Origin of the sequence: Fusicatenibacter sp. (assembly GCF_050872605.1) — a bacterium.
In the GTDB taxonomy this organism is placed as follows: domain Bacteria; phylum Bacillota; class Clostridia; order Lachnospirales; family Lachnospiraceae; genus Fusicatenibacter.
This window is the reverse complement of the sequence record NZ_JBNMHD010000023.1, coordinates 21,603-47,468: the sequence shown is the minus strand read 5'-3', so window position 1 is coordinate 47,468 and position 25,866 is coordinate 21,603. Positions and strand designations below refer to the sequence as shown.

The 25,866-nt window shown below is 49.6% G+C and carries 22 protein-coding genes and 1 riboswitch; of the genes, 2 read left to right on the top strand and 20 right to left on the bottom strand.

The features are described 5' to 3' along the window. Window positions 1–360 precede the first annotated feature (360 nt). The 12 genes from ACY2VT_RS08500 to ACY2VT_RS08445 form a co-directional block, all read right to left on the bottom strand. Window positions 361–846, bottom strand: a complete 486-nt coding sequence (locus ACY2VT_RS08500; protein ID WP_461874443.1) for a metallophosphoesterase family protein — start codon at window positions 844–846, stop codon at window positions 361–363. Between the two features lie 14 nt (window positions 847–860). Next, complete coding sequence (locus ACY2VT_RS08495) at window positions 861–1,463, bottom strand: XTP/dITP diphosphatase (RefSeq protein ID WP_022462628.1); 603 nt, start codon at window positions 1,461–1,463, stop codon at window positions 861–863. Window positions 1,464–1,590: 127 nt separating this feature from the next. Continuing rightward, the gene (locus tag ACY2VT_RS08490; protein WP_461879578.1) at window positions 1,591–3,321 is read right to left on the bottom strand and encodes a carbon starvation CstA family protein; all 1,731 of its coding nucleotides are present in this window, start codon (window positions 3,319–3,321) and stop codon (window positions 1,591–1,593) included. Between the two features lie 44 nt (window positions 3,322–3,365). Beyond that, on the bottom strand, window positions 3,366–3,890 hold the full coding sequence (locus ACY2VT_RS08485) for a hypothetical protein (RefSeq protein WP_461879577.1): 525 nt from the start codon (window positions 3,888–3,890) through the stop codon (window positions 3,366–3,368). 161 nt (window positions 3,891–4,051) lie between these two features. Then, window positions 4,052–5,209: a THUMP domain-containing class I SAM-dependent RNA methyltransferase gene (locus ACY2VT_RS08480; RefSeq protein WP_461879576.1), complete on the bottom strand. Its 1,158-nt coding sequence runs from the start codon at window positions 5,207–5,209 to the stop codon at window positions 4,052–4,054. Between the two features lie 16 nt (window positions 5,210–5,225). Next, window positions 5,226–5,768, bottom strand: a complete 543-nt coding sequence (yfcE, locus tag ACY2VT_RS08475; RefSeq protein WP_022462632.1) for a phosphodiesterase — start codon at window positions 5,766–5,768, stop codon at window positions 5,226–5,228. 106 nt (window positions 5,769–5,874) lie between these two features. Next, complete coding sequence (locus ACY2VT_RS08470; protein WP_461879575.1) at window positions 5,875–6,192, bottom strand: rhodanese-like domain-containing protein; 318 nt, start codon at window positions 6,190–6,192, stop codon at window positions 5,875–5,877. 120 nt (window positions 6,193–6,312) lie between these two features. Next, a complete protein-coding gene (locus ACY2VT_RS08465; RefSeq protein ID WP_461879574.1) occupies window positions 6,313–6,498 on the bottom strand; it encodes a hypothetical protein in 186 nt (61 codons plus the stop codon). Continuing rightward, a complete protein-coding gene (locus ACY2VT_RS08460) occupies window positions 6,476–6,760 on the bottom strand; it encodes a hypothetical protein (RefSeq protein ID WP_461879573.1) in 285 nt (94 codons plus the stop codon). Before ACY2VT_RS08460 ends, ACY2VT_RS08465 begins: the two co-directional genes overlap by 23 nt. 286 nt (window positions 6,761–7,046) lie before the next feature. Then, the gene (locus ACY2VT_RS08455) at window positions 7,047–8,411 is read right to left on the bottom strand and encodes an alanine/glycine:cation symporter family protein (protein WP_461879572.1); all 1,365 of its coding nucleotides are present in this window, start codon (window positions 8,409–8,411) and stop codon (window positions 7,047–7,049) included. Window positions 8,412–8,620: 209 nt separating this feature from the next. Beyond that, window positions 8,621–8,711: riboswitch (glycine riboswitch) on the bottom strand. Between the two features lie 309 nt (window positions 8,712–9,020). Continuing rightward, entirely contained in the window at window positions 9,021–10,775 is a 1,755-nt protein-coding gene (locus tag ACY2VT_RS08450) for an ABC transporter ATP-binding protein (protein WP_461879571.1), read from the bottom strand. Then, window positions 10,772–12,532 (bottom strand): ABC transporter ATP-binding protein, encoded by a 1,761-nt coding sequence (locus tag ACY2VT_RS08445; protein WP_461879570.1) that lies wholly within the window; start codon window positions 12,530–12,532, stop codon window positions 10,772–10,774. The genes ACY2VT_RS08450 and ACY2VT_RS08445 overlap by 4 nt, the downstream gene beginning before the upstream one ends. A 137-nt stretch (window positions 12,533–12,669) precedes the next feature. Here ACY2VT_RS08445 and ACY2VT_RS08440 point away from each other — a divergent pair, with 137 nt between their 5' ends. Beyond that, complete coding sequence (locus ACY2VT_RS08440) at window positions 12,670–13,527, top strand: LysR family transcriptional regulator (RefSeq protein WP_461879569.1); 858 nt, start codon at window positions 12,670–12,672, stop codon at window positions 13,525–13,527. Window positions 13,528–13,603: 76 nt separating this feature from the next. Here the strand turns inward: ACY2VT_RS08440 and ACY2VT_RS08435 are convergent, their stop codons facing one another. Beyond that, on the bottom strand, window positions 13,604–14,845 hold the full coding sequence (locus ACY2VT_RS08435) for an Nramp family divalent metal transporter (RefSeq protein ID WP_461879568.1): 1,242 nt from the start codon (window positions 14,843–14,845) through the stop codon (window positions 13,604–13,606). Window positions 14,846–15,061: 216 nt separating this feature from the next. On the opposite strand from ACY2VT_RS08435, the gene ACY2VT_RS08430 reads away from it, so the two are divergent. After that, entirely contained in the window at window positions 15,062–15,544 is a 483-nt protein-coding gene (locus ACY2VT_RS08430) for a GNAT family N-acetyltransferase (RefSeq protein ID WP_461879567.1), read from the top strand. Window positions 15,545–15,697: 153 nt separating this feature from the next. Here ACY2VT_RS08430 and ACY2VT_RS08425 read toward each other — a convergent pair whose 3' ends face one another. The 7 genes from ACY2VT_RS08425 to ACY2VT_RS08395 form a co-directional block, all read right to left on the bottom strand. Beyond that, entirely contained in the window at window positions 15,698–17,080 is a 1,383-nt protein-coding gene (locus ACY2VT_RS08425; RefSeq protein ID WP_461879566.1) for a uracil-xanthine permease family protein, read from the bottom strand. Window positions 17,081–17,165: 85 nt separating this feature from the next. Continuing rightward, window positions 17,166–17,825, bottom strand: coding sequence for a TatD family nuclease-associated radical SAM protein (locus ACY2VT_RS08420; protein WP_461874431.1), 660 nt, complete (start codon window positions 17,823–17,825; stop codon window positions 17,166–17,168). Further along, on the bottom strand, window positions 17,825–18,661 hold the full coding sequence (locus ACY2VT_RS08415; protein ID WP_461879565.1) for a pyridoxamine kinase: 837 nt from the start codon (window positions 18,659–18,661) through the stop codon (window positions 17,825–17,827). The genes ACY2VT_RS08420 and ACY2VT_RS08415 overlap by 1 nt, the downstream gene beginning before the upstream one ends. Window positions 18,662–18,985: 324 nt before the next feature. Then, window positions 18,986–20,929: a beta-galactosidase gene (locus tag ACY2VT_RS08410; RefSeq protein WP_461879564.1), complete on the bottom strand. Its 1,944-nt coding sequence runs from the start codon at window positions 20,927–20,929 to the stop codon at window positions 18,986–18,988. Window positions 20,930–21,116: 187 nt separating this feature from the next. After that, window positions 21,117–22,160 carry a LacI family DNA-binding transcriptional regulator gene (locus ACY2VT_RS08405; protein WP_461879563.1) on the bottom strand — a complete coding sequence of 348 codons (1,044 nt, stop codon included), beginning with the start codon at window positions 22,158–22,160 and terminating at the stop codon, window positions 21,117–21,119. Between the two features lie 154 nt (window positions 22,161–22,314). After that, a complete protein-coding gene (gene melB / locus ACY2VT_RS08400) occupies window positions 22,315–23,685 on the bottom strand; it encodes a melibiose:sodium transporter MelB (protein WP_461879562.1) in 1,371 nt (456 codons plus the stop codon). 23 nt (window positions 23,686–23,708) lie between these two features. Continuing rightward, on the bottom strand, window positions 23,709–25,817 hold the full coding sequence (locus ACY2VT_RS08395) for an alpha-galactosidase (RefSeq protein ID WP_461879561.1): 2,109 nt from the start codon (window positions 25,815–25,817) through the stop codon (window positions 23,709–23,711). Between the last annotated feature and the right edge of the window lie 49 nt (window positions 25,818–25,866).

Here is a 25,866-nt window from a genome sequence, read left to right as displayed (position 1 = left end):
GTCCCAAACCAGGCGCTCTAGCCAAGCTGAGCCACACCCCGTAAACAAGGTTTCCCGATTTGCGTTTAACCCTTTCGCGCTCGACGCAAGATTTATTATATTACATTGTTTTCGGTTTGTCAACACTTTTTTTCATTTTTTTCAAAATGTTTTTTGTGTTGTTTTGTTCTCACCGGACAACAAAGAGATCTTATCATATCTTTTCTCATCTGTCAACACCTAAATTGTATTTTTTTGACAAACTTTTTAAAGATTAGTCAGAACCTGCTCCGGTACTACCCTGTTTTCTTTGGAATAGTCATGTTAGTTGCGATAATTCATTCGATTTTGGGCTGTTTTCCGCCCTTTTTCAACCCGTTTTTACTCCAGATATTTGATTTCCACCGAAAGCTCATGCTCTTCGTTGATCGTCAGCATGGCATAGCTTGGTTTTCTTCCCATCTGGCGCGGATACGTGAGGCTGCCCGGATTGACAATCCAGAGATTTCCACGCTTTTCTGCGACCGGCCGGTGCGTATGGCCGAACAGCACGATATCCACACCTCTGGAAAGCGCCTCCGCATAGATTCCCTCTAAACCGAGCGATACGCCGTAGTTATGACCGTGTGTGATAAAGGCACGGTAATCATCGATGTTCACCTGAATCTCCGCCGGGAGGTTTGAAAACCAGTCATTATTTCCCATGACCATATAGCACGGGCCGTTTACCTTGGATTTGATCAGGTCATCCATCCCTTCCACGTCACCGCAGTGGATCATGCCGTCGAACTCCTCACGTTCCATGGCCTCCTCGAGGTTATACATCCGTCCATGGGTATCGCTCACTACCAGAAATTTCATACTCATTCTCTTCCCTCTTCTTATTTCAAATATGATGCAATCTGCTCTTTCATCGCCGCCAGTGCTTTTCCTCTGTGGCTGACTGCGTTTTTCTCTTCCGGAGAAAGTTCTGCTGTCGTGCGGCTCATATCCGGCAGATAGAAAATCGGGTCATAGCCAAAGCCGTTCTCCCCGCGTTCCTCGTAGCCGATTTTTCCTTCGATTGTTCCCTTGGTGGTACAGACTGTTCCATCCGGGAAGGCGGCTGCAATCACACAGACGAATCTTGCCGTTCTTTTCTCCACCGGCACGCCCTCCAGGCGGTCAACGAGGCTCTGATTTTTGATGCGGTAGGACGTATCCTCTCCCATATATCTTGCCGAATAGACACCAGGCTCGCCGTTTAAGGCATCGACTTCCAGACCGGAGTCATCCGCAAGCACGATCGTGTCGCCGTCTGTGCATCCGGCAACGGTCTGTGCTTTGATTTTTGCATTCTCCTCAAAGGTTTTGCCGTTCTCATCGATCTCGACCGAAATGCCGGCTTCTTTCATTGAATAAATTTCCACCGGCAGATCCGCAAGGATTTCACGGATTTCTTTCATTTTGCCGGCGTTTCCTGTTGCAAATACAATTTTTTTCATAACCGTTTTCCCTCTTTCACGCTGAAATAACTTGCGATCATTATACCGTATGTGTGACGCAAACACAAGAACCCTGTCGCAAAAAAGGCCCCCGTTTTTATCCGGGAGTCTTTTCTGTAATCCTGTATTATTTCGTTTTTTTCTGATTTGCCAGAGTCTTGAATCCATCGCCAGCCAGGATCAGCGCCAGGATGACAAGCAGGCCTGCCAGCACGATACGTGCTACGCACCAGCCGATGCCAACGCCTGCACCAAGGCCCTTGAAGTTTGCGATCAGGGTCTGTACAAGGGATGTGATGGTTACGATCAGCATGAATACCATCGGGAACAGGAACATTTTGTTGTTTTTGCCGACTTTTCCAAGCCAGGTGGCAACAGCAAGAAGTCCGATGGCTGCCAGCAGCTGGTTGGATGCACCGAACAGCGGCCAGATTTTGGAGTAACCGGTCAGGCCAAGGCCGATGCCGAGTACTACGGTGATAACGGTTGATACAACCGGATTGGTCAGAACGGCTTTGTAGCCGGTTGCCTCTTTGTAAGTCTGTCCCGGCTCAAGCCAGAACTCCTGGAACATGTATCTTGCCAGACGGGTTGCGGTATCCAGAGAAGTCAGGCAGAATACCGATACAGTCAGAACCAGCAGAGAGTACAGTACGTGGGTCGATCCGCCAAGTCCCGGAATGGTTGCTACCATCTCGGAGATACCGGTTGCAAATACAGCGGTCGGAACAACGGTGGTTCCGTCTGCGTATCTGGACCAGATGTAGCCGACTGCACACAGAGATATGATTGCAAGTGCACACTCAATCAGCATACCGCCGTATGCGATCGGGCGGGCATTTTTCTCATTGTCAAGCTGTTTCGATGTAGTTCCTGAACCAACGAGTGAATGGAATCCGGAAATTGCTCCGCAGGCGATGGTTACGAACAGGGCCGGGAACATAAATCCAAGAGAACTTCCGGTCGGAGCCAGCATATCTTTGAATCCGGTGAATGCCGGGATATCCAGGGATGCATGGCCCATCAGAGCACTTCCGATGACACCGACAACGGCTACGATCATCATGAAGTACAGAAGGAAGGAGCTTAAGTAGTCACGCGGCTGAAGCAGAATCCAGACCGGTGCAACAGAAGCTACGGTGATATAGATACCAACGATTACCATCCATGCTGTCTCGGAGAGATAGATCGGATGGAAGTTTAATCCAACAACAACGCAGACAACGATAGCTGCAACGCCTGCGATGGTGGAAACGCCAAGAGATACATTTCTTCTGTATACCATGAACCCGAACACAACGGCGAGCACAATGAACAGAATGGAAATCATAGCGGTTGTTGCATTTGCAGAACTTGCTGCCACATCGACAGCGCCGCTCTCGGTGTAGGTTGCCCTGAAGGTATTGGCAACGATGGAACCGAAGGCTGCAACAACAAGGATCAGGGTCAGGTAAGCGAATACGATAAAGAGTTTTTTCGCTTTGCTTCCCATGGTGTCTGCGATAACCTCGCCGATGGACTGTCCTTTGTGGCGCAGGGATGCAAACAGTGCGCCGTAATCATGAACGCCTCCAAAGAAGATACCGCCGATGAGTACCCATAAAAGAACCGGAACCCATCCAAAGACAGCGGCCTGAATCGGTCCGTTGATCGGGCCTGCGCCTGCGATGGATGAGAAGTGATGTCCCATTAAGACAGGAGCTTTGGCAGGAACGTAGTCCACACCGTCCTCCTCGGTGAATGCAGGGGTTTTCCGTTTCGGATCAACGCCCCACTGCTCGGCAAGCCATTTTCCGTAGAATACGTATCCGGCGATCAGAATGCCGATTCCGACAACCAGTACAAGAATACTATTCATTTGTTTTTTCCTCCCTCTTTTTGGTAGAATAAATTTATAGATAACTAAGACCGGAACATCTTAGCATATCCCTTTACCAACTCCCAAGCCGCCCGGTTTCCAAACACTTTCTGTTCTGCCGCATCAAAGACGAGCAGCCGCACCTGACAGTAGCCTCTCAAAGAAAACCGGTAATTTTTATAATACTTATATTTTCGGATTTTCTTCTTTACGTTGTCCGCAACCGGTTTGTCCGCAAAAAAAATACCGGTGACCAGCGTGTACATGTGGTCGGTATCCGGTACTTCCTTCCCCTCGCGAACCACCTTTGGCTCTATCCATTCTGTCAGGTCCGTCAGAAATGTTTCGACGTCCTGGTCGTTCAGTTCTTCCACCGCTTTAAAATACGCGTGTTCATGACAGCTGATCCTCCACAGCTCTGCTTTCTTTGAGAGCACGTATTTTGCGCCGCTCTCGTGGTAGCTTGCACAGGCATCGTATGTATGGCCGTTTACTTCGGACGGCTTTACGATATCGTAGCTCCTCTCGTAGGAATGCAGCAGCCTGTCTCTGATCTCCTGTCCGTTCATGGTTTCCTCCGCTTGATGAAAAAATTTCGCATGAGGACAGTTTAGCACAGTAGCGCAGTGATTTCAAGGAAATATTATGCTTTTCTAAAATTTTTCTTTTAATTTTTGTTTTCAAAAAGGAGCACCGCCAAAAATCATTCGGCATTGCTCCTCTATTTGTATTATTTCTGTCCTTTTTCCCGGCGCGGCGGCTTCGGTCCCGCGTACTGGTAAAAGTAGGTTTTCAGCATTCCATTGTAAATTTTACGGTTTTTATCCGCCTTTTTGCCGAGATACCGCTCGGCATCCTCGTAGCTCGTGATCAGATACATCGACCAGGAATCGAGAGCGCGGTACCGCTCTCCTAATGTCTGATACAGGGCCGGAAGATCTTTTTTGTCCTCCAGGCGCTCACCGTACGGAGGGTTGGTAATCAGAAAACCGTATTTTTTCGGGTGCGACAGCTCGGCAACCGGACGCTGCTGGAAATGGATCAGGTGATCCACACCGGCCAGCTTTGCGTTCTCTCTGGCACTCTTGATGACATCTCCGTCGATATCAAAGCCCTGAATATCTGTCTCAATATCGTTCCGGATCCGGTAGCGTGCATCCTCCGCCGCATCCATCCAGCATTTTTTCGGCACGAGGTGCGTCCACTGCTCCGCAAGGAAAGAACGGTTGAGACCCGGTGCAATATCGGCCGCCATCATGGCCGCCTCGATCGGGAACGTACCGCTTCCGCAGAACGGATCGACAAGAATCCGGTCACCCTTCCACGGAGTCAGCATGATAAGTGCTGCGGCAAGGGTCTCGGTGATCGGCGCTTTCGCGGTCAGCTTGCGGTAGCCTCTCTTATGAAGGGAAACGCCGGAGGTATCGAGTCCGATCGTAACCTCGTCTTTTAAAATCGAAACACGGATCGGGTACTGTGCACCGTCCTCCGGGAACCACTCCATATGGTAGACCTGTTTCAATCGCTCGACAATCGCTTTTTTCATGATCGACTGGATATCGGACGGGCTGAAGAGCTTACTCTTGATGGAGTTTGCCTTCGTTACCCAGAACTTTCCGTTTTTCGGGATAAAATTCTCCCACGGGAGTGCTTTTGTCGCTTCAAAGAGTTCATCGTACGTCTCGGCGTGGACCTGTCCTACTTTGAGCAGGATACGCTCGGTCGTGCGAAGGAACAGGTTGGCGTAGGCGATTCCCTCTGCATCTGCAAGAAACGTTACTTTTCCATCCTCCACGCGCTCGATTTCGTAGCCGAGGTCGAGGATTTCACGTTTCATCACCGCCTCCAGGCCGAAGTGGCACGGGGCGATCAGTTCATATAATTCCATACTCTCCCGTCCCCTCTTATAATGTGAGCTGTTTTACGACGGTGCCGTCAAAGCCTTTGATCGTAAATACGCCGTCCTCGAGGATTGCATAGGTCGGGATATTGCCCTCTTTCGGCAGAGATACAGAACCCGGGTTCAGGAAGGTGTGTGCGCCTTTTTTCTCGGCACGCAGGACGTGGGTATGGCCGTACAGGAAGATATCTCCATCCATCAGCGGCGGCAGATTCTGCTCATTGTAGATGTGGCCATGGCTCATATAGAAGGTATGGCCTCCCTCGATCAGGATGCCGTAATCTGCCAGCACCGGGAACTCCAGTACCATCTGATCTACTTCTGCGTCGCAGTTTCCGCGCACGTTGGTGAGATACTGTTTTTTCTCATTCAGCATGGCGATGACCTGTTTCGGTGCGTATTCTTTTGGAAGATCGTTTCTCGGGCCGTGATAGAGAAGGTCGCCTAACAGAAACAGGCGGCTTGCGCCCTCTGCCTCGAAGGCTTCCAGCATTTTTCTGCAGTAATAGGCAGAACCGTGAATATCAGATGCAAACATGTATTTCATATCGTGATCTCTCTTTCGTTTTGTGGTTTGGTTTTGTATTGTTTTCTGTTTCATCTTACCGTATCTTTTCCCGCTTGACAAGAAGAAATGTTGGATTGCCGCCCCCTTACAGTTCTTCTCCCGCCACCAGATATCGTCCGCGGTATGCATGCATTCCGCCGATGACCGTTTTGACCTTGTATCCGTTCTCCGCCAGCCGCTTTCCCTCCGCCATGCTCGCGGCCCCCCGCTCACAGCAGATCACAAGAATTTTGTCCCGCGGCAGACAGACCCGTTCGAGCAGATGGTCATAGGGAAGATTCACCGCTCCTTTCACATGCCCTTTTTCATATTCCCGCCGGTTCCGCACATCGATGATCATCGCCCACGGTTTTCCCACGTACCAGTCCAGCTGGTCTGCCGCCAGCAGTGTCATGCCTGCCATATCCTGGTCCCCCTCTCCGGATCTGACTTTCTCTCCTGTTTTATATGTATGCAGAAACCGGCGGCAGAGTCCGTATGGGACCCGCCGCCGGCTTTTTTCTGCCGGAATCCCAAGGTTTACTTAGTATTTTTCATACTCATCCTTTTCTTCCTGCTCCCGGTTCTGCTGACCATAGGATGACATCTCACGGTCTTTCACATGACTGCAGTCTCTGCTGTTCTTCTGGTTTTTGCTGTATTCGCTTTTCTCGTATCCGTTCTTACTGTACTCGTTTTTGCTGTATTCATTTTTGCTGTTTCTGGTCATAATCTTGTTTCCTCCTGAATGTTTTTTGTCCTGCGACATCCTTTAGTATCGCTTTTTCCGCGCAGATTATGCATCCAGAACCCTGTTTTTCCATGGTATCTGTTCCAAAGTGGGGAATGCAAGCCCAAAAACACTGTGTTTTTCCTGCTTTTGGACCACTGCTTTCCAAATTGTGGTAATTTTTTCCAACTTTTGAATTTCGATGTTGCTTTTTCCCGTTATCTGTATTATAATCAATTTTGTAAAAGAATTTACCCTTCATAAATTTTTTTACAATTAATAACCCCTTATTAATTATTTATACTCCCCTTGAAAGACCGGTAGCTCCCCTGCCGGTCTTTCTTTTTGCAATTATTCAGAGCCATGCAAAATTTCAAAAAGAACTGTGAGTCATGCTCGCATGAACGAACAGTTCTTCTTGAAATTTTATATGGCGAGAAGCCACATCGAGATGCAGCGCAGCGGAATCGAGATGGGGCTCTGAATAATTGCAAAAAGAAAGTCTGCATCAGCAGACTTTCCTCCTTTTTCCCGTTCTGTATATATGATTAGAATTCTACTTTTTCACCTTTTGCCGCTTTCGCTACGGTTCCTGCGAGGACGATCAGCGCCATGAGGTTTGGAATTACCATCAGGCCGTTAAAGAGATCTGACAGGTTCCATACGAGATCTACTTTCAGCAGAGAGCCGAAGAATACAAACACAACAACAATCAGCGAGAACGGAACGACTGCTTTCTTTCCAAACAGATACTGTACGTTCTGTCTTGCGAAGAAGTACCATCCGACGATGGTTGAGAACGCAAAGAACAGAAGGCAGATCGCTACGAACGCCGGACCAAAGCCTTTGAGGCCGGTACGGAATGCCGCCTGTGCAACCGGGGTTCCTACAACACCGGTACTCATCATCTCTTCCAGAACGCCGGAAGAAAGAATAACGAGAGCGGTCATGGTCAGAACAACGAAGGTATCAACAAAGACACCGATCATCGCTACTTCACCCTGATCCTCCGGGTTCTCGACATCGGCAATCGCATGGGCATGCGGGGTGGAACCCATACCGGCTTCATTAGAGAAGAGGCCTCGGGCAACACCGTAACGCATGGCTTTCCGCACGGTAATACCGGCTGCTGCACCAAATACGGCGTCCGGACGGAATGCACAGATAAAGATCGAAGCAATCGCTGACGGCACATGCTGGATGTTGATCAGAATAACAACAAGGGCTCCGACGAGATACAGGGCTGCCATCACCGGAACAACTTTTTCGGTGAAGGATGCGATACGGGAGATACCTCCGATGAAAATGAATGCGGCGAGAACGGCTACAATCACACCCATCACCCATTTCGGTACGGAAAATGCGGTGTAGAACGCATCACTGATGGAGTTCGACTGTACCATATTTCCCATAAAGCCAAGCGCCAGAATAACGGCTACGGCAAAGAAGCCTGCCAGTGCTTTTCCAAACGTTCCCTTGAATGCGTGGGTAATGTAGTAAACCGGTCCTCCGATGACTTCTCCGTTCTCATCGCGGCGTTTGGAGATCTGCGCGAGATACGCCTCGCCGTAGATCGTTGCCATGCCGAAGAACGCAGCAAGCCACATCCAGAAGATGGCTCCCGGGCCGCCGGATACGAGTGCGGTCGCACATCCTGCGATGTTTCCGGTTCCGACCTGTGCGGCGATCGCTGTTGCAAGCGCCTGGAAGGAAGTCATGCCGTCTTTTCCGGCCTTCTTACCCTTTAACGAGAAACCGCCGAAAACGCGGTTCCACGCGGTCTTAAACTTTCTTACCTGTACAAAGCGGGTCCGAACAGAGAAATAAACTCCCGTACCTACCAGCAGAAACAGCAGTACGCTGTTCCAGAGCACATCACTGATCTGCGCAATTGCCTGATTCAATGCATCCATTTTCTTTTCTCCCTTTCCATTCGACGTATGGTCTGAACGATGTGGATCACACATCCGCACCGTTTTGAGAAAAAAAATACCATCTCCTGCGGGACTTTTCCTGCAGAACATGGCTCTGATTGAAAAATACAGCAAAAAACCGCGCTTCCGGAATTTTTTCGTTTCTGCGTACCGCTTTTTTGTTCCGCGGCTGTTCTTCTTCTGTATCTTTTTTTGACTCTGTCCTTTTGCCTGAGAGATTCTGCATCGCTGCATTGCACCTTCGGCACTCTTTTCAAGAGCTTCTCCAGAGACCACTCCGTTTTTAGTCCTCGCCGTCTCCCGTCCGTTCTTGTTTTAAGAAGAGAACCAGCACCTGAAAGTTTTACTTCTTCGGTCGTGCACCTTTCAAAAATTAAATTTCCAAAGGCTCTCCGCACATTTTCTAAAAACTTCTACGTCTTTTTTTATTTTTGTAAAACTATAGCACCTGTGATAGGATTCGTCAATACCCCATGCCGTATTTTTTTCGGAATATTGCAAAAATATATAAAAAATCAGCAGATCTGCGCGCACGCCTCAAAATCGCATGCGCGGCACAGATCTGCTGTTCTCTTTTCCAAATATCTTTTATGACGCCTGGAACTGGCTGTTGTACAGATTGTAGTAGAAGCCTTTCTTCTCAAGAAGCTCCTCATGGCATCCCTGCTCGATGATCTTTCCGTCTTTCATGACAAGGATCAGCGAAGCGTTGCGGATCGTGGACAGACGATGGGCAACGACGAAACTCGTTCTGCCCTGCATCAGCTTGTCAAACGCCTCCTGAACCTGCAGTTCGGTACGGGTATCGATGCTGGAGGTCGCCTCGTCGAGGATCAGCATCGGCGGCAGGCAGAGCATGACACGGGTGATACAGAGAAGCTGTTTCTGACCCTGGCTGATGCTGTCTTCGCTGAGAACCGTGTCAAGCCCCTTCGGCAGACGCTTGATAAACTCCCAGCTGTGTGCCTCTTTGGCCGCATTGATGATCTCCTCTTCCGTCGCATCCGGCTTTCCGAAGCTGATGTTGTCGCGCACGGTTCCCTGTTTGATCCAGGTATCCTGCAGCACCATACCAAAGCAGCTGCGGAGCGCATGGCGGGACAGTCCGTCGATCGGCTTTCCGTCGATGCAGATCTTTCCGGCATCGACATCATAGAAGCGCATCAACAGGTTGATAAACGTCGTCTTTCCGCATCCGGTCGGGCCGACAATGGCAACACGCATGCCCGGCTGTACGTCAAGCTTAAAGTTCTCGATCAGTTTTTTCTCTTTGTCATAACTGAATGCTACATCATCGATCGTCACATTTCCCGTCACGGTATCGATCGTTCCGGCCGGGTCTGCACTCTCCTCTTTCTCTTCCAGAAGAGCAAAGATACGGCCTGCGCAGGCAAGCGCGTTCTGCATCTCGGTGATAACGGAGCTGATATCATTGAACGGTTTCATATACTGGTTTGCGTACGACAGCAGAACGGAAAGTCCGCCGACGGTCAGCGCGCCGCCCGGGATCATGAAAGCTCCCACAAGGGCAACACCGGCATAGATCACGTTGTTGACAAAACGGGTGGACGGGTTCGTTAAGGAACTGTAGAACACGGCCTGCTGGCTGTATTTCTGCAGATCTTTGTTGATCTCTGCAAAACGCTCGGAAGCTTTTTCCTCATAGCCGAACGCTTTGACTACTTTCTGGTTTCCGATCATCTCATCGATGAGTGCGGTCTGTTTTCCTCTCGTCTCACTCTGTTTCTGGAACATTTTGAACGAGCGGCCGGAAATAAATTTTGCCACGAAGAAGCTGAGAGGTGTCAGGCAGATCACAAGAAGGGTGATCCATACGTTCTTCGAGAACATGAAAAACAGTGTCACAATAATGGTTACGATGCCGGAGAACAGCTGCGTAAAGCCAAGCAGAAGACCGTCCGATAAGATATCGGTATCTGCGATAACACGGCTTACGATGTCTCCGGAGCTGTGCTGATCCAGATAGGACAGCGGCAGCACCTGGATATGACGGATCGCCTGGGAACGAAGGTCGCGCACGATGCGGTACGTCATACGGTTGTTGATCAGGTTCATGATCCATGCGGAAAGTGCGGAAACGAGGGTAAAGAATACGATTCGTTTCAGATAGAACCACATCTCCGGGAAATTGACCTGGTGGGCTGCAACGACCTCATCGATCGCATCGCCGAACAGGATCGGAATATAAAGCTGTAAAATAACGGTAACCGCAGCCAGGACAATACTAAGGCCTAAGAAAATTTTATAATTTCCGATAAACGCCATCAGCTTTTTCATGACCTGCATGCCGCTTTTTCCGGACTTGTTTTCTGTCTTTTTCATGCGATCACCCCGCTTTCGTTGTTATAAACTGCACGCTCTTCCGGGAACTGGGAGAAGTAAATCTCGCGGTAAACCTCGCAGGTTTTCATCAGCTCGTCGTGTGTGCCGTTTCCTTCGAGCGTACCATTTCCAAGAACGAGGATCTGGTCTGCCTGACGGATGCCGGCGATTCGCTGGGATACGAGGAAGGTTGTCGTGTTTCCTTCGAGATTGTGGATGGCTTTGCGGAGTTTTGCATCCGTTGCAAAGTCAAGCGCACTCGAGCTGTCGTCCAGAATCAGGATTTCCGGTTTTTTTACCAGCGCACGCGCAATAGAAAGACGCTGTTTCTGTCCGCCGGAGAGGTTCTTTCCGTTCTGCTCCAGCATAAAATCGAGCTGATCCTGTTTTGCTTCTACGACTTCTTTCGCCTGGGCTGTGGTGAGTGCCTCCCAGATTTCTGCATCGGTGGCGTCCTCTTTGCCCCACTTCATATTGTCGCGGATGCTGCCTTTAAAGAGCACTGCTCTCTGCTGAACAACACCGACTTTATTGCAGAGCTCTTCTTTCGTGTAATTCTTTACATTCTCGCCGTCTACCATGACGTCACCGCTGGTCGCATCGTAGAAACGGGAAATCAGGCTGACCAGCGTCGATTTTCCGCTTCCGGTACCGCCGATGATTCCGATGGTCTGGCCGCGTTTTGCGGTAAAGCTGATATCCAATAAGCTCTCTGCGCCGGCTCCTGCATAGGTGAAGCTGACATTTTTAAATGTAACAGCCGCATCGCCAGTTACTTTCTTTGCAGCGCCGCCTTTTGCCGGGTAGTTCATGGTTGTCGGAACCGCCAGTACGCCGGAGACACGCTCTGCACAGGCAACGGATTTGTTTAAGGTGATGATGAGCGATGCCAGTTTGATCAGCTCCACGATGATCTGCAGCATGTAGTTGTAAAGTGCGACAACCTGTCCCTGCTGCATACTGCCGATGTTGACCTGAAGGCCTGCCTGCCAGATCAGGACAACGGCTGCAATGTTGATGAGGACATAGGTCAGCGGATTTAACAGTGCGGAAATTTTTCCGACAAACTCGTTCAGACGGGTCAGCTCATCGTTGCTCTTTTCGAAATCGGCAACAGACTGCTCCTCACGGCAGAACGCACGGATGACACGGACACCGGTCAGATTTTCTCTTGTCATTCCGGTGACGCGGTCGAGTGCCGCCTGTACCTTTTTGAACAGCGGGATGCTGACCAGCATAATGCCGAATACGGCAACGAACAGGATCGGAATAGTAATCAGGAATACGATGGCACATTTTACGTTGACGGTAAATGCCATCACAACGGAACCGAATACGATAAACGGACTCCGCAGCAGCAGACGCAGACCCATGTTGATTCCGTTCTGCACTTGGTTGATATCGTTGATCAGACGGGTGATCAGCGTATCGGTTCCAATGGTATCCAGCTCCGTAAAGGACAGAGCCTGGATGTGGTCAAAGACCGCCTGGCGAAGCTCGGTTGCACAGCCGACGCTCGCTTTTGCCGCGAAATACTGCGCGGTGAAGCTGCAGCAAAGTCCGACTGCCGCCATCAGAACGAGGATTCCAAAACGGCTGACGATGTACGGACGGTTATTGCCTGCGATACCCACATCGATGATCTGGGCAACAACCATCGGCACCAGAAGGTCGAATACGACTTCCAGAAGCTTGAACAAAGGAGCGATGACGCTCTCTTTTTTGTAGTGCTTCAAGTAGACTCCAAGACTTTTCATCTTCTTTTTCACTCTCCATTTCTTTGTTTCTTGACATTGACAGTATAATCTCATATGATTAATACGAATAGTATTGTTTTTATAGCTTAGTGATACAATTTTAATATCATAGATAATTTCACGAAAGGAAGTCTCTTATGGAACTGCGCCAGCTTGAATATTTCCGCGTCATCGCCGAAACCGAAAGCATTCACGAGGCCGCCCGCCGCCTCAATATGTCCCAGCCGCCGCTCAGTTATCAGTTAAAGCAGCTGGAAGCCGAACTGAACGTCACTTTATTTGAACGCACCCGCCAGGGCGTCCGCCTGACCGAAGCCGGAAAACTGCTGTACGACCGCTCCGCCAACCTGCTCGAGTACGTGAAATCGACGGAGCTTGAGGTCGCAAAGGTCGGCAAAAAGCGGGTTCTGCGCCTCGGCATCACACCGACCACCGTTGCGACGATCATGCCGTGCGTCTCGCTTTTTTCCCGCCGCAATCCCGATGTCAACTTCGAGGTGCACGACGGCATCACCTACACGCTGTACCGCTATCTGATGGACGGCATCATCGACATTTCCATCGCCCGCACGCCGCTGCGGCTCGACGATGTCGACTATAAAATTTTAAGCTCTGAACCTATGATTGCCGTTTCTTCAAAAGATATGCTTCCCGAAAAGAACGGATCGCTAAAGCTCTCGGATCTTTTGAATGTTCCGCTCATCATCTACCGCCGGTATGAGGCGCTCATCATGGATGCGTTCCACTCGCGCGGCATGGAGCCCGATCTTTTCTGCGTCTGCGACGATCCCCGCGGCGCGATGCTCTGGGCAAAGGAAGGCCTTGCCACTGCCATTTTCCCGCAGTCCATGAGCTCTCTCTGCCAGGGACTCCGCATCCAGCCGCTCGCAGAAAGCGACCTGGAAACGCAGATCGCCGTGATCTGGAAAAAGGGGCGGAAACTCTCTCCGCTTCTGCAGAACTTTGTCGATGCCTGCATGGAGAGCATATTATAATAGAAGAAGTCCGCTGCGCCGGTCTCTTTTTCAGGGATCAGCGCAGCAGACTTCCTTTTTTTATTTCTCATTCTTTTTACTGCACAAACAGCAGCGCGATATTCAGCAGTGTCACAATCACCGCAATCGCAGACAGGGCAATTTTCAACCGCAGACTGTTCGCATATTTTCCCATGACTTTTTTCGAGGACGTCAGATAAATCTGCGTAAATACCGTAATCGGGAGCTGCATTCCAAGGAACATCTGTGAATAGAGAAGGCCCTGGAACGGGGAATCAATCAGAAGAATGACCGCTGCGGCCGGGATCATGGTAAGAAGGATTCCCCAGCGTGTCTCCTTACTCTTGATCTCATACGGCTTGTTGAAAATCCCCGAAAAAATCGTTCCGCCCGCCATTCCCGCGGTGATGCTCGATGAAATTCCGGCGAGGAGAAGCGCCGCTGCGAAGATCACCGATGCGGCATTTCCAAGGAGCGGTGTCAGCATCTTTCCCGCCGTTGCGAGATCATCCACCTGTTTTGCATTCTGCGGCTGGAAAAACGTCGCGGCCGCCATCAGGATCATTGCACTGTTGATGGCCCATCCGATGATCATGGAAAACAGGGTGTCTTTGAACTCATACTTTAACTGGCGCGCAATCACCTCATCATCCTCAAGATTCCACTGGCGGCTCTGAATAAATTCCGAGTGGAGAAACAGGTTGTGCGGCATGACGACCGCACCGAGGACGCTTAAGATGACCGGCATTGAGTGCTCTGGAAACGACGGTTTTACCCAGCCGACAGCCGCCTGCGCCCAGTCGATATCGGCGATCCAGACCTCAAAGAGGAACGAAAAGCCGATCAGCGAGACAAACACAATGATCAGTTTTTCAATCCGTTTGTAAGCACTTGTAAACTCACAGATCAGAACCAGCACGAGAATTATCATGCTGCCGAGCTTGATCGGAATGCCGAACAGCATCTGGAGCGCAATCGCACCGCCGAGGATCTCCGCCATTGCGGTCGCCACCGCTGCCATCATCGCCGTCGCAAGAATCGTGTTTTTCAGCCACGCAGGCAGATAGAGGCTCGCCGCCTCCGAGAGGCACTTTCCCGTGACAATGCCGAGATGCGCCGCATTGTGCTGCAGAAAAATCAGCATGATCGTGGACAGGGTGACCATCCACAGAAGCTCGTAGCCGTAACCCGATCCGGCGGCAATGTTGGATGCCCAGTTTCCCGGGTCGATAAAACCGACCGTAACGAGAAGTCCCGGGCCGAGATAGCGGAGAAAATTCATGCCCGCCGTCTCTTTTCGTTTTCGATTTTGTTTCATATTCTTTCCTTTCTGACAATTTGATACGGAACCGGCCCATCCAGGACCGGCAGAAATCGTTGTGTTGTGGTTTTGGTTACTTTGGTTAGTTATAACTAACTGCATTGTACATGGGATTTTTCAAAAAGTCAAATCCTGTTTTCTCTTTCTTGTACTTCACCGTCCGCTGTGCTACAATAAAACTGCTTATTTTGAACTAAAAGGAGAATTTTTATCATGATACGACTTGCCGTCCCGGAGGATTTTACTTCGATCATGTCAATCTATGCTTACGCCCGCTCTTTTATGCAGGAAACCGGAAATCCAAACCAGTGGGGAAATCATTTTCCGCCGGAGGAACTGATTCACAACAGAATCCGCGACAAACAGCTTTTTGTTTTTGAGGAAAGCGGCACGCTGCACGGCGCGTTTGCCTTCATCATCGGCGAGGATCCGACGTATCTGCAGATTGATGACGGCTCCTGGCTCTCCGATGCGCCGTACGGCACAATCCACCAGGTTGCCTCGGATGGAGCGATCCACGGATTTTTCTCGCAGATCGTCGATTACTGCTGGGCACAGATCCCGCATCTGCGCGTCGATACGCATGCGGACAACAAAATCATGCAGCATCTGATCCGGAAAAACGGATTTGAACAGCGCGGTATTATTTATGTGCTGAATCACTCCCCGCGGATTGCGTTTGAGCGGGTAAAATAAGTTTTTCTTCGCCGTACAGGCATCAAAAAACAGAGCACCTGATCTGTCGTAACATACAGATCTGTGCTCTGTCTTTTTATACAAACTTCAGCAGTGTGCGGATCACACGGCTCCTCTTTCAGGACCTCTTTTCCATCTTTCCTGTGTATCGTTTTATGCGTGGATTCCTCTGTTCTCGTCCCCGGACTCGTTTACGCCGAATTCGTAATCATTGCCCGGCAGAATCATGTTCAGCAGGATTCCTGCGATGGCTGCAATGGCAAGTGCCGTCAGGGTGACGGTCGTTCCGCCGATCGTAAAGGAGAGACCGTTGCTGAAGCCCAGTCCGCAGACAAAGATGACGCCCGCGATGATCAGGTTTCTCGATTTGGTCAGGTCTACTTTATTCTCTACCACGTTGCGCACACCGATGGCAGAAATCATACCGTACAGCATGAAGCTGACGCCTCCGATGATGGAGGACGGCATGGTGCTGATGAGTGCCGATACCTTCGGAATGAAGCTGACGATAATCGCAAAGACTGCGGCAATACGGATGACTCTCGGGTCATGTACGCGGCTCAATTCCAGAACGCCGGTGTTCTCGCCGTACGTCGTGTTGGCCGGTCCGCCGATGAAACCTGCCATTGCGGTTGCAAGACCATCACCGAGCAGGGTTCTGTGCAGGCCCGGATCAGAAAGGAAGTTCTCTCCTACGGTTGCAGAGATCGCCGACATATCGCCGACATGTTCCATCATGGTCGCGATCGCGATCGGTGCCATGATCATAATGCTGGTCAGATCGAATTTGCAGAGCTGCAGCGGCGGAAGTCCGACGATGCCTGCCTGTGCAGCCGGCGCAAAGTTGATGATCACGGATCCGTCCGGATTTTTGATGCCGAGTGCATTCAGGACAACTGCCACAGCGTAGGCAATCACAACGCCCATCAGAATCGGAATGATTTTGAACATTCCTTTTCCCCAAATGTTGAAAATGATGATGACTGCCAGCGCAACCAGTGCCAGGAACCAGTTCGTCGAAGCATTATTAATGGCGGAACCAGCAAGGCTGAGGCCAATGCAGATGATAACCGGACCTGTGACAACCGGCGGCAGGTAGCGCATCACGCGTTTGACGCCGACCATGCGGATGATCAGGGCAAAAATCAGGTACAGAAGACCTGCTACCACAATACCTCCGCAGGCATAGGCTGCCTTGTCGTTGACACTCATGCTGGCATATTTTCCGGTGTTCAGGTTTGCAACAGCAGCAAAGCCGCTTAAGAATGCAAACGAGGAACCAAGAAATGCCGGTACTTTAAATTTCGCACACAGATGGAACAGCAGCGTTCCAAAGCCGGCGCAGAACAGCGTGACGGATACGGTAAGACCGCGGGACGTTCCCTCGCCGCATGCATCTACAAAGTAGCTGTTTACCAGAATCGGCACCAGAATGGTTGCACCGAACATGGCAAACATGTGCTGCAATCCGAGAATCAGCATTTTAGGAATGCCGAGCTTTCTCGCATCGCGGATGACTCCATTAGACTCGTTCATACGTCTCTCCCTCTCTTTTGTTTTTCCTTCCCATTATAGGCGTTATATTCTGGAAATACAAGCGAAAGATTCCGTTCCGCACACTTTAATTTTCAAACGGGCGGACACGAAGGGCAACACCTAATTCATCGCAGATTTCCCGGCATTTCTGAATCTTTTCTTCCGGCATAACTTTCTCGACAACGGTCATCACAACATTCGGCACATACTGTTTTGCAAGTACTGCAAACTCCTTGATCGCCTCGTACGACTGGATGCCGAATTTCGACCGCGTGAGCTCCAGAAATTCCTTTTCATCCGGCGCGTTTAAGGAAATCGAGACGGTATCGAATCTTCCCTTTAATTCCGGGGTGACATCTCTTCCATAGATCAGGTTGGCAAGACCGATCGTATTCAGACGCACTTTCAGGTTCGGATACGTTTCTTTTAAGGAATCGATCACCCGACAGACATCCGCAAGCCGCTCAAGCGGTTCCCCGAAGCCGCAGAATACCAGTTCATTGATCACGTTCAGATCGTACTGCGCGAACAGCTCCAGCATCGTCTCAACGGATGGCTCGCCCTCTTTTAACCACAGTGTATTTCCCTCCTGCTGCTGTTTCGTCTGGCGCAGACAGAACACACAGCTGCACGGGCATTTGTTTGTCATGTTGACATAGACATTTTTTCCGGTAAGATCGCCGCTCTTTGCAAGGTCGAGATACCCTTCCTCGCCGACGGCTCCGGTTACAGTATATAAATACATTACGCTTCCTCCGTTAAGTCCTTCATAAACATTTCAAAGCAGAGTCCCCAGCAGCTCGGCACTTCGTTTTCTTCGCAGTAGCGGATGCATTTCGATACGTAATCCGCTGCCTTTTTCACCGACTCGTACAGGCTGTGGCCGTTCAGATACATGCCTGCGATAATTGCCGCAATGACATCTCCCGTACCGCTCCGGTCGCCGCCGATGCGGTCTACCATGACGATCTGGAAATCTTCGCCTTTGTTATAGATAAAGTTGGCAATCTGTGTCTGGTTAAAGTGGATACCCGTCACAACAATATGTTTCGGTCCCCGCTCTGCCAGTTTTCCGCACATCTCCTTCAGCTCCTCAATCGAAGCTCCGTTCTCCGGATACGGCGCATCGAGCAGTGTACAGAGCTCTGTCAGGTTCGGCGTGATGATGTCCGCGTAGTGAACCAGCTCTTTCATCTTGTCGCACATCTCTTTCGTGTACGTCCGATACAGCTTTCCATAGTCTCCCATGACCGGATCGACGATGACAAAGTTGCGGTCCGTCTTGAAATGGCGGATAAAATCAAGCACAATATCCACCTGCTGTTCCGATCCTAAAAAGCCGGTCGAGATCGCATCGAAATCGAGCTTCAGATCCTTATAGGTCTGAATGTAATCCTTCATCCGGTCAGTATAATCATCAAAGTAATACGTCGGAAACTGCGTATGTGCCGAGAGAATTGCGGTCGGAACTACCACCGCCTGAATCTTCATCGCCGACACGATCGGCGCCATCACAGCAGTGGAACAGCGGCCAAAACCGGTCAAATCGTTAATCAGTGCTATCTGTTTCTGTTTTTCCATGTTGTTCTCCTCTTTTCCGGAATGCCACCACACCCGTTTTACGTTTATTTTTACACAACTGTTCCTTATTTACAAGTTTTTTCCGGAGAAAAAGAAAAGTATCCGTCACAGATACCGGATACCTTTCTTTTTCTCTTTGCTATTTTGCGGGTTTCTATGTCTACGCTTCTATAGCAAGACCCGAAAATAATGCAAAAAAGGCAGTGCTACAGAGCGCGAATTGCAAGGAACAGATTTGAAGGCGTACCGGGGTACGACGAAAATCTGTGACGCAGTAATTCACGCTCTGCGGTGCTGAATTTTTTGCATTATTTTCGGGGATTGCTATAAAATCTTGCATGCGAATGGTGCCAGTGCCATATCTCCATACGTTACTTCCTTCGCGTTATGATTGATATACATTGTCACCTTCTGCTTCTCGTTTCCTCTCGTCACGATCTCAAGGCCCTCTTCGGACGGCACCATCTGGAAATGGCAGTCCCGCATCACCTGCTCCATCAGAAGCTTCGTGATCTTCTCTTCCAGACCGCAGCCCACGTAATACAGGGTTCCCTTTCCTGTCTGTTTTCTCGTCACGGCTGCAAATTCCTGGTAGAACGCATCCGCGTAACGGAACAGCACTTCCGCATCCTGCACTTTGATCATATCGCGGAAGATTCCGCCTGTGCCTTCCACGCCCTCGAACACGCCGCTTCCCACAACCGGGAATGCATCGTAGTCCTGAAGACTCTCCGTCTCCTCTACCGTAAGACCCGCAAGCGCATTGTAGTGCACCGGCAGTGTCTCGCCGAACGGAACGTTATTGTCCGCATCTTTCACGGCGTGGCGGTACGTCACGATTACGGTTCCGCCGTTTTTCACAAACGCTTCCACCTTTTCTTCCATCTCCGGCTTCGTAATGATCATCTGCGGCAGGATCACAACTTTATAAGAAGAAAATTCTCTGTCCTCCGGAATCACGTCCACGCCGACATTCTGATCATAGAATGCTTTATAAAACTTCTGCATCTCCGCCGCCGGGTCGAGCAGAATGCTCTGGCGCTGGATACGGAACGATGCCAGGGAATCGTAATCGTACACGATCGCCGCCTCGTTCTTCACCGGGGCTTCCATCGCTTCTCTGTATTTTATAATATCATGGAAGAAGCTCTGTACTTCATAGAATTTTCTGCGTTTCACATTATCCGCATCAATGATACCATAGCAGAACTGCTCCGCACCTTTTGTGGCCCCGCGGTAACGGAAATACATCAGGGAATCGGCGCCGTGTGCCATACTCTGATACGACCACATCTTCGCCTGGTTCGGACGCGGCAAAAAGCCCGTCACATCGTGGCCCTGCGCTCCCATGATCGCCTCGGTAATCCAGAAATTCTCACCTTTTAAGCCGCGGATGTAGTCGAGCGCGAACGCAATCTCATGCGGCGCAATCGGCTCTTTCTGTCCGCCCCAGACCGGGTAATTGTTGTATGCTGCCTGATCGAGTGTCTTTGCCACTTTCGAATAGTCAACATGTTTTCCAAGACCGCCGCCCGGGAAATCATGCATCACAACAGCCTCCGGCGAGATCTCCTTGATGAGCTTTGCCTGAAAGGCCATGAAATCCACGATCGACTGGCTGCGGAACCGCTCCCAGTCCTGGCGGAGTGCCGGGTTGTGTGTCGTGATCGTCTCCGACGGGGTCGGAATTTCATCAAATGTGTTGTATTCCTGCGACCAGAACGTGGTTCCGTACGTCTCGTTTAACGCATCCATATCGCCTGAAAACTTTTTCGACAGATACGTCTGAAACGCCTTCTGACAGTTTTCGCAGTAGCAGACATCGCTTCCCTCATGGCCGATCTCATTGTCGATCTGCCATGCCACGATGCTCTCCTCATCCTTATAGTGCTCGACCAGTTCACGGATGATTTTTTCAGAATACGCATACATGTGCGGACTGTTGAAGCAGTAAACGTGTCTTCCGCCGAAGGCTCTCTTCTTTCCGCCTTCGAATTCCGAGAGGATGTCCGGATGCTTTTTTGCCAGCCATGCCGGAATCGTCGCGGTCGGGGTTCCCATAATCACCTTCAGGTTCCGCTCTTTTGCTTTTTCGATGACACGGTCAAAGAAAGAGAAATCGTACTGTCCTTCCTGTTTCTCCATCAGATGCCAGGAAAATTCCGCAATTCGGATCACGTTGCATCCCAGCTCCACAATTGTATCAAGATCCTGCTCAAGCAGGGATGCATCCCACTGCTCCGGATAGTAATCTACACCAAGCCACATAGTCGTTCCTCCACATTTTTACTAAAATTTTTATATTGTTTCTGCAAGCCCTCATTCGGCTTTTTCTCTGTGTTTTCTGACTATAATGGTAGCAAATTCCATCCGTTGTGTCAACGCTATTTTACTAAAACTTTTACTGTTTTCCCTTCATAGAAGAAAAGTTTTACTTCATCCCGTTTTTCCTGTTTTACTGTTCTTTTTTCACACTGCCGCGTACCACAAGACTGCACGGAACTACGATTTTTCGCGGGAGACGCTCCACGTTCCACAGCCGCTCCAGTGCAAAGGCAGCCTCCCTTGCACTCTCCCGCAGATACACCTCAATAGAATCGAGCGGCGGTGTGCTGCTCTCGGAAAATGCCGTGTTGTTGTACGTCACGATACTGCAGTCGTCCGGAACGGAAAATCCATGCTCATGGATTGCCTTTAAAATACCGGCGGCAGTGGCATCACTGGAGATAAAGAGAGCCTTTGGCGGCATCCCGTTTTCGTCCAGATAACGGTCCATTGCTTCGTAAGAGCTTCTGGAATTCATCTCGCAGTCGATGATCTGCTTTTCATCAAACAGATTTTTGTCCAGCATGGAATTTTTGTAATAATAATATCTCGGATCCATCGTCAGCTCTTTGACCTGGTTGTACGTATACACAGCGCCCGCGTACGCCACACTCTCATATCCCTGCTCTGCAAAGTGCTGCAGTACCAGGCGGGTCGCCATATGATAATTCGGAACGATGCTGTAATATTTCATCTCATCCGGCGAGGAATCGATAAAGACCAGATTCCCCGTATACTTTTCAAAGCTTCGGATTTCTTCTTTCGTAAATCGTCCGAGCGCAATGATTCCATCCAGGTTCCGATCACTGTTCGTCATAAAGCTGCCGTTTCCATCCCGGTACAACGATACCGTATTCCAGCCATTTGCAAAACACTCTGCTTCCACCAGATTTTTCAGCATCATGTAGTAAATATCGTCCTGAAGCTGTGGCATCTCAAACATCTGCGCAATGCCGATCGTTCTGTTTTTCGTCGTTTTTGTCTGTTCTGCTTCCTGTTCTTTACTGTTTTTATGCTTCTGCGATGTGGAACGGTAGCCCAGCTCCATCGCAATCCTCGTCACATTTTCTCTTGTTTCTGCCGCCACATTCAGTGTACTGTCCCCATTTAAAATCCGGGATACCGTTCCCTGGGACACACCGGCGCGCAGCGCAATATCTTTTAATGTTGCCATAAATTCCCCTTCTCCGTTCGAGTAATTTCATATTCAGAAACTATTCGGAACCCCATCTTGATTTTGTATTTACTAAAACATTTTACCATAATCCCCTCTAAAATGCAACGAACCGGCCTTTTTCAAAGCCGGTTCGCCTACATCATTTTACTGTTTATGCTTCTGTTTTTTTACTTTTATTTACCTTGTTCAGAATTTCTTCCAGGAATGCACCATCCAGTTTGTAACCTTTTACATAAATCACAAACGCAAGAACGGTAATCACAGCCGGAATCACGCCCATCAGAACACGCATACCCATGATGGTTGCTGCGGACTGCTCTGTATTTGCAACATAGCCTACGATGGTAAGACCGACACCGATCAGCCATGCAGAAACAGCAGATGCTGTTTTTACCAGCAGTGTCTGGAAAGAGGCAATGATACTTTCGTTACGGCTTCCTAATTTCACCTGCCCGTAATCGATAACGTCTGCCAGCATAACAGTTGTTGCGCCTAATGTCAGACCGGATCCAAGCTTATACAGCACGCCGCATACTGCAATGATTACCACGTTCTGCGGAGCAAAGAAACCGCTGACAACAAGTCCAACAAGTCCAATAGCCGGGCTGAAACTTGCGATTGCAAATACCTGCTTTTTGCTCAGGCGTTTGGAAAGTACCGGGAACAGGAACAGTGCACCAATCTCGGCAAACTGTGCTGCTGTTGTGAAAATCGGATACAGATCTTTATCACCGGCAACGTAGGTGAAATAGTAAATTGCAACACCACCGGCCAGCTGTACAACCAGGTTGTAGCAGAGCACAACACCGATGAATACCTTTAACTGATCATTTGCCATAATGACATGGAGCGCATCTTTTACCGTTGTTCTTTCCGCTTTTTTATCTCCTGTTTCTCCAAAACAGCTGCGGTCTTTGACAAATACAACAGTAATAATGGAAGTAACCACAAAAATAACGGCAATGCCGACCGCCAGCATGGAATAACCCTTCGCGTCATCTCCGTTTCCGAGCATGGAAACCATCTTGATCGCAAATGCACCCATGAGCAGCCATGCCAGACTGGCAAAGATACGTGGAATTACGGACATGGAATCTCTCTCCTCCTTGGTGCTGGAAAGAGACGGCAGCATGGACCAGTACGGAATATCAATTACAGTGTAAGTCATACCCCAGAGAATATACATCACAGAAAAATAGGCGTACATGCTAAATCCGGTCATACCTGCCGGTTTGCGGAACATAAAAATCATCACGATCGAGTTCAATACTGCACCGAGCAGAATCCACGGACGGAATTTGCCCCATTTGCTTCTGGTGTTATCTACAACGAAGCCCATCATCGGATCGTTAAATGCATCCCAGATTCTGGCTACCAGGAACAGGTTTCCGACGAACAGCGGTGCCATTCCAACCGTGTCTGTAAAGTAGATCATCAGGAAATACGAAATCATCGCATAGCACAGGTCTTTACCAAGTGCACCAAGTCCAAATGAAAATTTGGTGAAATTTGTTTGTTTCATACGTTTTCTCTCCTTATTTTTTCTTATGCTCTGCCGGTTTCACATTTTGCGAACCGGATCAGCGTGCTTGCATAGTCGCCATTTAAGCGGAGCTCCAGTCCATGCTGCATCAGATAAGCGCCGCTTTTTTTCAGCTCCCCATTCTCCAGCAAAACGGTGTAAACCGCATCTGCTTCCAGACCCCTGAAGCGGACCGTTGTGCTTCTATGGCCGATTTTCCCCTGCGCAAGGAAGGCAAAAATCAATCCTTTATCTTCTTTCTGATACTCATAAACTGCATAATCATTTGCAGACGGGTTTTCCAGACGATAGAAGATTCCCTCCTGGACGATCGGTCGGATCTCTTTGTATTCGCGGATCATTTCTTTTGCCGTCGCGGTATCTTCTTCGGTAAACTTCAGAACATTGCATCCGATGCCGAGGCTTCCCATCATTGCGCTGTGAAAGCGGAATTTCATCGGGATCATGCGAGCCGAAAGGAAATTCGGGCAGTCCGTGACCCAGGCACGCATTGCCTTGATCGGATAAATGTAAGAATAGCTGTCCTGAATCGTCAGACGATCGTATGCATCGGTGTTATCGCTTGTCCAGAAATCATCAAAAATGCCAAGGATGCCGTAGTCGATTCGTCCGCCGCCGGAAGCACAGGCTTCAAACAGTACGTGCGGATGTTTTTTCTTTAATGCTTTTACGATATCGTAAACCGCTTCGATGTGGCGGTACCAGAGATCGCGGTGCAGATTTGTCTGAGAAATCGGACGGTTGGCATCCCACTTAATGTAGTCAATTTCATGGCCGGAAAGCAGGTTGTCCAGCATCTCATAGAGGAACGATTTCACTTCTGCTTTCGTCAGATCCAGTACATACTGACCTCTTGAAGTGTCACTCGTTCTCGTATCAAAGTGATAAATCCAGTCCGGATGCTCTGCAAACAGCTTCGTCGGCGGATTGACCATTTCCGGCTCAACCCAGATGCCGAACATCATGCCGAGGGATTTTACTTCACGGATCAGCTCGTCGATGCCGTTCGGGAATTTCTTCTCGTTGACATACCAGTCGCCGAGACCGTTGTCGATGCCATTCCGCTCGCCGAACCAGCCGTCATCCACAACGAACAGCTCTGCTCCAAGCTCCTTTGCTTTTTTCGCCAGCTTTTTCTGCTCTTCACACGTTACCCCGAACTCCGTTGCCTCCCAGGAATTGTAGAGCACCGGACGAAAACCTTCGGACAAAATAAAGTCATTCGCAAAGCGGTGCAGGCGGTGTGACATGGTTTCAAAACCACAGTCCGAGTAGCCGCAGAGAATCGCAGGGCTTGCAAAGCGCTCTCCTGCTTTCAGCTCCAGACAGAAATCATGTGCATTCAGCCCCATCTGGACGAGTGTCCCGCCATACGGGGTCTGCTCGACAACGCCGCTGAAGTTTCCGCTTTGGCGAAGTGCTCCGAAGTAAACATCTCCGCTTGTCTCGGTCGCATCGCGGTCCAGAATAAAGTATGGGTTGTGATTGTGGGAAGAAATTCCTCTTCGGTTCTCAATCACAATTTTTCCATAGCTGACTTTCTGCACAAACCGCTGCTGTTCTGCGCCCCAGTGACCGTGTACGTTCGAAAAGTTCAGGTTCTCATACGGAATATGGAACTGTCCGCTCTGGAGCTGCTCCACTTCCATTGTTTCACCGGACGCATTATAAAGAACAACGAAACGCTCCATCAGATCGTACGCTTCATAGACCTTGTAATGCAGTTCCATTTTCAGCGCATAGTATCGGTCTTTCAGTTCCAGAATCAGCTCCTCGCAGGATTCCCCGTTTTCGATGCGGTATCCCACGTATTCGTAAACGACTTCGCGGACACCATCTGCAAACGTCACCTTCAGACAATGCTCTTTATATCGAAGACTTCCGTATACCGGAAACTCTTCTCTTGTGATTTCGTAAACCGGATCATTCGTGGATACCTCGGTCAGTACCGGCAATTCAAAATCTTCCACTTCGTTGATCCGTTTTCCCCAATATAAATGTCTTACCATTCCCTGGTCGTCAATGCCGAATGCATAACTGTTGGATCTGGTCTGCAGCAGGAAAATATTTTCGGAATGATTGATCACAATACCCATTTTCGCTTTCCCCATTTCTCTATCTTGTATCTTTCCTTTTTTCAACAGTACAAATTTATCATAC